The 6,000-nt window shown below is 72.0% G+C and carries 7 protein-coding genes; 6 read left to right on the forward strand and 1 reads right to left on the reverse strand.

Annotation, left to right across the window (positions count from 1 at the left end; genetic code table 11):
- Window positions 1-75: 75 nt before the first annotated feature.
- The 3 genes from AC5L3X_RS14870 to AC5L3X_RS14880 all read left to right on the forward strand — a co-directional run bounded on the left by AC5L3X_RS14870 (window position 76) and on the right by AC5L3X_RS14880 (window position 2,404).
- On the forward strand, window positions 76-801 hold the full coding sequence (locus AC5L3X_RS14870) for a pyrimidine reductase family protein (protein WP_494857469.1): 726 nt from the start codon (window positions 76-78) through the stop codon (window positions 799-801).
- On the forward strand, window positions 794-1,990 hold the full coding sequence (locus tag AC5L3X_RS14875) for an ATP-dependent DNA ligase (RefSeq protein ID WP_494857470.1): 1,197 nt from the start codon (window positions 794-796) through the stop codon (window positions 1,988-1,990). Before AC5L3X_RS14870 ends, AC5L3X_RS14875 begins: the two co-directional genes overlap by 8 nt.
- Before the next feature lie 72 nt (window positions 1,991-2,062).
- Complete coding sequence (locus tag AC5L3X_RS14880) at window positions 2,063-2,404, forward strand: hypothetical protein (RefSeq protein WP_494857471.1); 342 nt, start codon at window positions 2,063-2,065, stop codon at window positions 2,402-2,404.
- A 96-nt stretch (window positions 2,405-2,500) separates the two neighbouring features.
- On the opposite strand, the gene AC5L3X_RS14885 is transcribed toward AC5L3X_RS14880, so the two are convergent.
- On the reverse strand, window positions 2,501-3,850 hold the full coding sequence (locus tag AC5L3X_RS14885; protein WP_494857472.1) for an ankyrin repeat domain-containing protein: 1,350 nt from the start codon (window positions 3,848-3,850) through the stop codon (window positions 2,501-2,503).
- A 146-nt stretch (window positions 3,851-3,996) separates the two neighbouring features.
- On the opposite strand from AC5L3X_RS14885, the gene AC5L3X_RS14890 reads away from it, so the two are divergent.
- The 3 genes from AC5L3X_RS14890 (at window position 3,997) to AC5L3X_RS14900 (ending at window position 5,927) form a co-directional block, all read left to right on the forward strand.
- A complete protein-coding gene (locus tag AC5L3X_RS14890) occupies window positions 3,997-4,659 on the forward strand; it encodes a DUF1707 SHOCT-like domain-containing protein (RefSeq protein WP_494857473.1) in 663 nt (220 codons plus the stop codon).
- Between the two features lie 66 nt (window positions 4,660-4,725).
- Window positions 4,726-5,238 carry a SigE family RNA polymerase sigma factor gene (locus AC5L3X_RS14895; protein ID WP_494857474.1) on the forward strand — a complete coding sequence of 171 codons (513 nt, stop codon included), beginning with the start codon at window positions 4,726-4,728 and terminating at the stop codon, window positions 5,236-5,238.
- Entirely contained in the window at window positions 5,235-5,927 is a 693-nt protein-coding gene (locus tag AC5L3X_RS14900) for a hypothetical protein (RefSeq protein ID WP_494857475.1), read from the forward strand. Before AC5L3X_RS14895 ends, AC5L3X_RS14900 begins: the two co-directional genes overlap by 4 nt.
- The last annotated feature ends 73 nt before the right edge of the window (window positions 5,928-6,000 follow it).

A 6,000-nucleotide genomic window follows, 5' to 3' on the forward strand; every position in this document is an offset into this window, starting at 1 on the left:
ACGCCAAAGTGCTATGCCTGCGGTCAAAGCCACCTGTGCGGGCTGTCTGTCGGAGGCGTGTGCCAAGGTAGAGAGGTGCGGCGCATCTATCCCGACATACAGGACGATCCTGACATCGCGCAGGCCTATGCCTACCCGGCCGACCGCCCGTGGCTACGCGCCAACATGGTCGCCAGCGCCGACGGTGCCGCGTGGCTGAAGGGCCTGTCGGGCGGCCTGTCGAGCCGTGGTGACCGGCGCGTCTTCGGAGTCCTGCGTGGGCTGGCCGACGTGGTGCTCGCGGGCGCCGCCACCGTCCGCGCCGAGGGCTACGGCCCCGCCAAACCCCGCGACTCCTGGCGGGCGCTGCGCGAGGGCAGGCCGCCCGCCCCGCCCATCGCGGTGCTCAGCCGCGGCCTCGGCCTCGACTTCGGCAGCCCTCTGTTCACCGAGGCGGCCACCCGCACCATCGTCATCACCTGCGAGGCCGCCCCCGCCGAAGGCCGCAGGCAGGCCGCCCAGGTGGCCGACGTGATCGTGGCGGGCGACGTCCGGGTCGACCTGCCGCGGGCCGTGGCCGAGCTGCACGCGCGCGGCCTGACCAGGGTGCTGTGCGAGGGCGGGCCCCGGGTCAACGCCCAGCTCGCGGCGGCCGGGCTGATCGACGAGCTCTGCCTGTCGGTCAGCCCGCTGCTGCTGGGGGGCGACGCCGCGCGCATCGTCAACGGCGAGACGGCCCAGGTCAGGCTCGATCTCCGCCAGGTGCTCGAAGAGGAAGGCGTCCTCTTCTGCCGCTACACCAGGGAGTTGAGTCATGACTGAGCCCGAGCCCACCCGTGAGCCCGCCGAGCCCGCCGCCGGGGCCGTTCCCGAGGGCGTCCCTGAGGCCGCAGCCGAGCCGGAGCCGGTGCCCAACCTGCCGGTGCGGCCGCCCGTGCCGCCGATGCTGGCCAAGCCGGTCAAGGCGATGCCCAAGCAGGACGGCACGCTGTTCTACGAGCCGAAGTGGGACGGCTTCCGCTGCATCGTGTTCCGCGACGGCGACGAGGTCTACCTGGGCAGCCGCAAGGAGCGGCCGTTCACGCGCTACTTCCCCGAGCTGGTCGAGGCGGTCAGGGCCGAGCTGCCCGACCGGGTGGTGGTCGACGGCGAGATCGTGCTGCCGCGCGGCTCCCACCTCGACTTCGAGGCGTTGCAGCAGCGCATCCACCCGGCGCTCTCACGGGTCACGATGCTGGCCGAGCGGACCCCGGCCTCGTTCGTGGCCTTCGACCTGCTGGCACTCGGCTCGGAGTCGCTCATGGAGGCGCCGTTCGCCGAGCGCCGCGCGCGCCTGGAGGGCATCTTCGGCCAGGCCGGCGAGTCCGTGCGGCTGACCCCGGTCACCACCAACGACGAGCAGGCGGCCGAGTGGTTCGAGATGTTCGAGGGCGCGGGCCTCGACGGCATCATCGTCAAGCCGGGCGACCAGCCCTACATCCCCGACAAGCGGACGATGTTCAAGGTCAAGCACGAGCGCACCGCCGACGTGGTGATCGCCGGCTACCGCGAGCACAAGACCGGGCCGATCGTGGGCTCGATCCTGCTCGGCCTCTACGGCGACGACGGCAGGCTCCACCATGTGGGCGTGGCCGCCTCGTTCCCGATGGCCCGCCGGGCCGAGCTGGTCGAGGAGCTCAAGCCGTACATCGCCGACCTGGGCGAGCACCCGTGGGGGCACTGGGCCGAGCAGGCGCAGGCCACCATCGGGCAGCCCGCCGCCGGTCCCGCGACCGGCGGCCAGCGGGTGCCCGGCGCGATCTCGCGGTGGAACGCCAAGAAGGATCTGTCGTTCATCCCGCTGCGGCCGGAGCTGGTGATCGAGGTGGCCTACGACCAGATGGAGGGCGACCGGTTCCGCCACACCGCCCAGTGGCGGCGCCTGAGGCCCGACCGCACCCCTGAGTCGTGCACGTACGAGCAGTTGGAGCGGCCGATCTTGTACAACCTCGACGACATCCTGGCCCGCTGAGCCGCTTCGACGAGGCGGCTCCGTTCCGGATGGGCTTTGCGCAGAGCTGGTTATCGCGCTATATCTCGTCATATGAGCACCGGTGATGAGCTGCGCGCCGCCGTGTCCGCGCGCCGCGACCTCGGCCCTGACTTCGAGGACGCGGTCGTCGAGTCCTTCCTCGACAAGATGGGCAAGGAGATCGACCGGCGGGTGGACGAGCGCCTCGCCGCCACCGGCAACGACAAGAAGGCGGCCGGCCGGAACACCGTGATCCAGGGCCAGCGACTGGCCCTGGCGATTGTGTCGATGACCCTTGGCACGCTCGCCACCGTCGCCCTGGCCATCACCTCGGCTGACCTGTGGGTGATCCCGGCCATCTGGTTCGGGATCGTCCTGGTCAACGTGGTCTTCACCGTCGCCGGCCGCGACTGACGATGCGGGCTGCTCCGGCAGGCGGCCGAGCAGGCCACCGCCGAGCACGCCGACGACCGGGCAGGGCCTTGCTCACGGCGAGACCGGCCGGGTCGGTCAGAGCTTGGCCGAGGCCTCCGTCACCAGCTCGCGGGCGTAGTCGTCGTCGCTGTCGGCCAGCACCCGCTTGACCCCGTGGGCCGCTCGGGCGTCGCCCCGCTCCGCCAGCCCGCGCGTGGCCTCGGCGACCGTACGCAGATCGGCGTCGTCGAGCCGGGCGGCCAGGGCCTGGCGGATCTCCGGGGTGTCGGCGGCCACCGAGGCCAGACCGGACGTGGCCCAGTCGCGCACCTCGTCGTCGGTGTCCTCGGTCATGGAGATCAGCAGGGCCAGGCCCTCGGCGTGGTCGGGCGGCAGCACGTCGGCCAGCGCGATCGCGTCGGTCATGGTGCGCTTGTGACCGGGCCGCTGGATGATGTCCAGGACGTCCGGCAGCGCCCGCGGGTCACCCTGGTGGCCGAGCGCCGCCAGCACCGAGCGGAGCACCTGCGGGTTGCCCTCGGTGGTCGCCATCTTCCGCAGCAGCGGCAGCGTCCGGTCGAGGTAGGGCTTGTCGTCCTCGGTCACCCCGAACTGGGCGATCGCGTCGACCCCGAACTCACGCTCCCTGGCGTCCTCGCTCACGCAGAGCTTGGCCAGCGCCTCGTAGGTCTCGTCGTCGGCCCGCTTGCCCAGCGTGTCGGCCACGATCCACCACGTCTCGGCGTCCTCGTCGGTGTCGCGGTGCGCCAGGGCCCGCGCGACCAGCTGCTCGAAGGGGGTGTAGGCGCCCGTGGCGTCCTCCAGCAGGGTGGCGATGGCCGCGTGCCCGCGCTGCGCCTGGACCTGCTCGGTCTCGGAGCCGTCGGCGGAGCGGCCCGCGACCGTGACCAGCTCGGTGCCGTCCTTGGCGAACTGCCGGCCGACGACGTACTCCCAGTCGTCCTGGGCGATCTGGTCGAGCAGCGCCGACTCCAGGTGCACGCCCACCCAGTCGATGGCGATGTCGAGCGCGGTGTCGCCGTCGCCGTCGTACTTCTCGGCCGAGGCGCCGTGCTCCAGCAGCAACCGGACCACGCCGAGCGCGCCGCGTCGGGCGGCGAGCGTCAAGGGGGTGTCGCCGTCGTCGTTGGCGTCATCGATCGCGGCTCCCGCCTCGATCAGCACCCTGGCGGTGTCGGCGTGGCCGTTGGCCGCGGCCCAGAGCAGCGCGGTCCAGCCGCCGCTCTCGCGGGCGTTCACCTCCGCCCCGGCGGCCAGCAGCGTGGTCGCGACCTCGGCCCGGTCCCAGGCGGCGGCGGCGCACAGTGGCAGCCCCTCGTCCTCGCCCTCGCTGGGCTGGTTGGGGTCGGTGCCGGCGGCGATGAGCTCGCTCACGGTCTGTGACTCGCCGTTCAACGCGGCCCGGTAGAGCTGTTCCTCATGCATGACTGGGACCCTAACCTGATCCGGCCGCTGGTCGGGCCAGGAACAGGTCGTGTCAGCCGCGCCGGAAGCATAGATGAATTGTCCGTATAGTGGCTATTCCGGGGCGGGGAGAGCCATAGAGGCATCAAACGCGATATGTTGCGAGTATGACTGACGCTGGTGACGTTCGCGCCTCCGACGCCGAGCGTGAAGCCGTGGTCGAGCTGCTCCGCGTGGCCTCGGTGGACGGCCGGCTCACGCTCGCCGAGCTCACCGACCGCACCGAGGCGGCCTACACCGCCACCACCCATGCTGAGCTGGCCCTGCTCACCCAGGACCTGCCCGAGGGCGCGGCGCCCGCGCCGCTCCAGCCACGCGAGGGCAGGAAGCGCCGATGGTTCGTCGGCATCATGGGCGACACCAAGCGGCGCGGCACCTGGCGGATCGACCAGGAGCTAGGCGCCGTCGCCGTGATGGGCGACGTGCTGCTCGACCTGCGCGAGGCCGAGGTGCGCACCGATACGGTGGAGATCCTGGCCGTCTCGGTCATGGGCGACATCAAGATCATCGTCCCGGATGGCGTCAACATCGACCTCGACGGCATGGCGATCATGGGGGACAAGCGGGTCGACGTCGAGGAGGCCGCCCCGGGCACCCGTGCTCCGGTCGTGCGGGTGCACGCCTACACGGTGATGGGCGACGTCAAGGTGCTCGGCGATTCCCGCGTCAAGCCGCTCCAACGGCGCTGGACGGCCTGGCGGGAGCACTGGCGTCAGCTCCACGGCGCGGACTGGGGCGACGAGCGCCGCTCGCTCGACCGCGGCCACTGATGCAACGGATGCCGGTCCCTCGCGCGTAGTCATCGGTGACCATCACCGAACAGTGAGGATCCCCCGATGCGGGACCGCTCCGAGGCCGATTTCGAGCAGTACGTCGAGCAGCGCTCGGCCCGCCTCGTCAGGACGGCCTACCTGCTGTGCCGCGACTGGGCCACGGCCGAGGACCTGGTGCAGACGGCCCTGGCCAGAGCCTGGCTCGCCTGGGGCCGGGTGGGCGACGATCCCGACCCGTACGTGTACCGCATCCTGGCCAACACGCACGCCTCCTGGTGGCGGCGGCGCTGGCGGGGCGAGGTCCCCACCCCGGAGCTCCCGGAGCGGGCGGCGGTCGGCAACCCCCATGCCGACCTCGGCACCCGTGACGCGCTCAGGGCGGCCCTGGCCGCGTTGCCCGCCAAGCAGCGGGCCGTGGTCGTGCTGCGGTACTTCGAGGACCTGTCCGACGAGACCATCGCCGGGATCGTCGGCTGTTCGGTGCCGACCGTACGCAGCCAGGCCAGCCGCGCGCTGGCCAAGCTGCGGCTCAACCCCGCGGCGATCGCCGCGATGGAGACGGGGAGCCGGCCATGACCGAGTACGATCTGCGCGAACTGCTTGAACGCGACAGCCAGGACGGTCCCTACCGGGGCGTGACCGTCGCCGACGTCGGACGCAGGGTGCGGCGGATCCGCCGGCGGCGTGTCCGGGTCCTGGGCTCCCTCACCGCCGCCGCGGCCGCCGTCGTGATGGCGGCCTGGCTGCCTTCGGCAGGTACGGCGCCCGCACCGGCCGGAGTGTGGACCGGCGAGCTGGCGCAGCCCACTCCCACGCGGACGATCTCCCTCGCTCCTCTCTACTTCGGCGCCTACGAACGCGGGGGCACGCGTGAGACGTTCAGCGCGATCTGGGCGCCGGAGGTGCGGAAGGTCGGCTTCTGGATCACCTGCGAACCTGCCGCCCATGTGCTGATCTGGGTCAACGGCGAGCTGGTGGACAACGGGCCGTGCGAGGTGGGCCCGCGGCCCCCGGCACGGGTGGCGGGTGGCATCTCCGTCCGCGCCGGAGAGCGCAACGAGTTCGCCGTGGCCCTGATCCCCGAGACGGCGGCCGGGGCCACCGCGAAGGGCGCCGAAGGGGCGGCCGAGGCGCTCTCCCGGACCGCCCCGTATCCCCTCCGGTGGCGGGTGGACGTGGTCGACGACTCGGCCTGCCTGAGCCGGCACGTCGTCGTCGAACCGGGCTCGGGGAAGGTCATCCGGTGGGACTGCGCCTTGGACTGACAGTGATGATGTAGATGAGCGCTTCCCGCCAGGGTCTGACCCTTGGACTGACTGACCTTCGGGTCCTCAACGG

It is taken from the genome of Nonomuraea sp. CX421, assembly GCF_059358955.1.

Bases quoted from the DNA above. Each gene is read 5' to 3' on its own strand.
- AC5L3X_RS14875 (WP_494857470.1), top strand. From the start codon at position 794: ATGACTGAGCCCGAGCCCACCCGTGAGCCCGCCGAGCCCGCCGCCGGG.
- AC5L3X_RS14880 (WP_494857471.1), top strand. From the start codon at position 2,063: ATGAGCACCGGTGATGAGCTGCGCGCCGCCGTGTCCGCGCGCCGCGAC.
- AC5L3X_RS14885 (WP_494857472.1), bottom strand. From the start codon at position 3,850: ATGCATGAGGAACAGCTCTACCGGGCCGCGTTGAACGGCGAGTCACAG.
- AC5L3X_RS14890 (WP_494857473.1), top strand. From the start codon at position 3,997: ATGACTGACGCTGGTGACGTTCGCGCCTCCGACGCCGAGCGTGAAGCC.
- AC5L3X_RS14895 (WP_494857474.1), top strand. From the start codon at position 4,726: ATGCGGGACCGCTCCGAGGCCGATTTCGAGCAGTACGTCGAGCAGCGC.
- AC5L3X_RS14900 (WP_494857475.1), top strand. From the start codon at position 5,235: ATGACCGAGTACGATCTGCGCGAACTGCTTGAACGCGACAGCCAGGAC.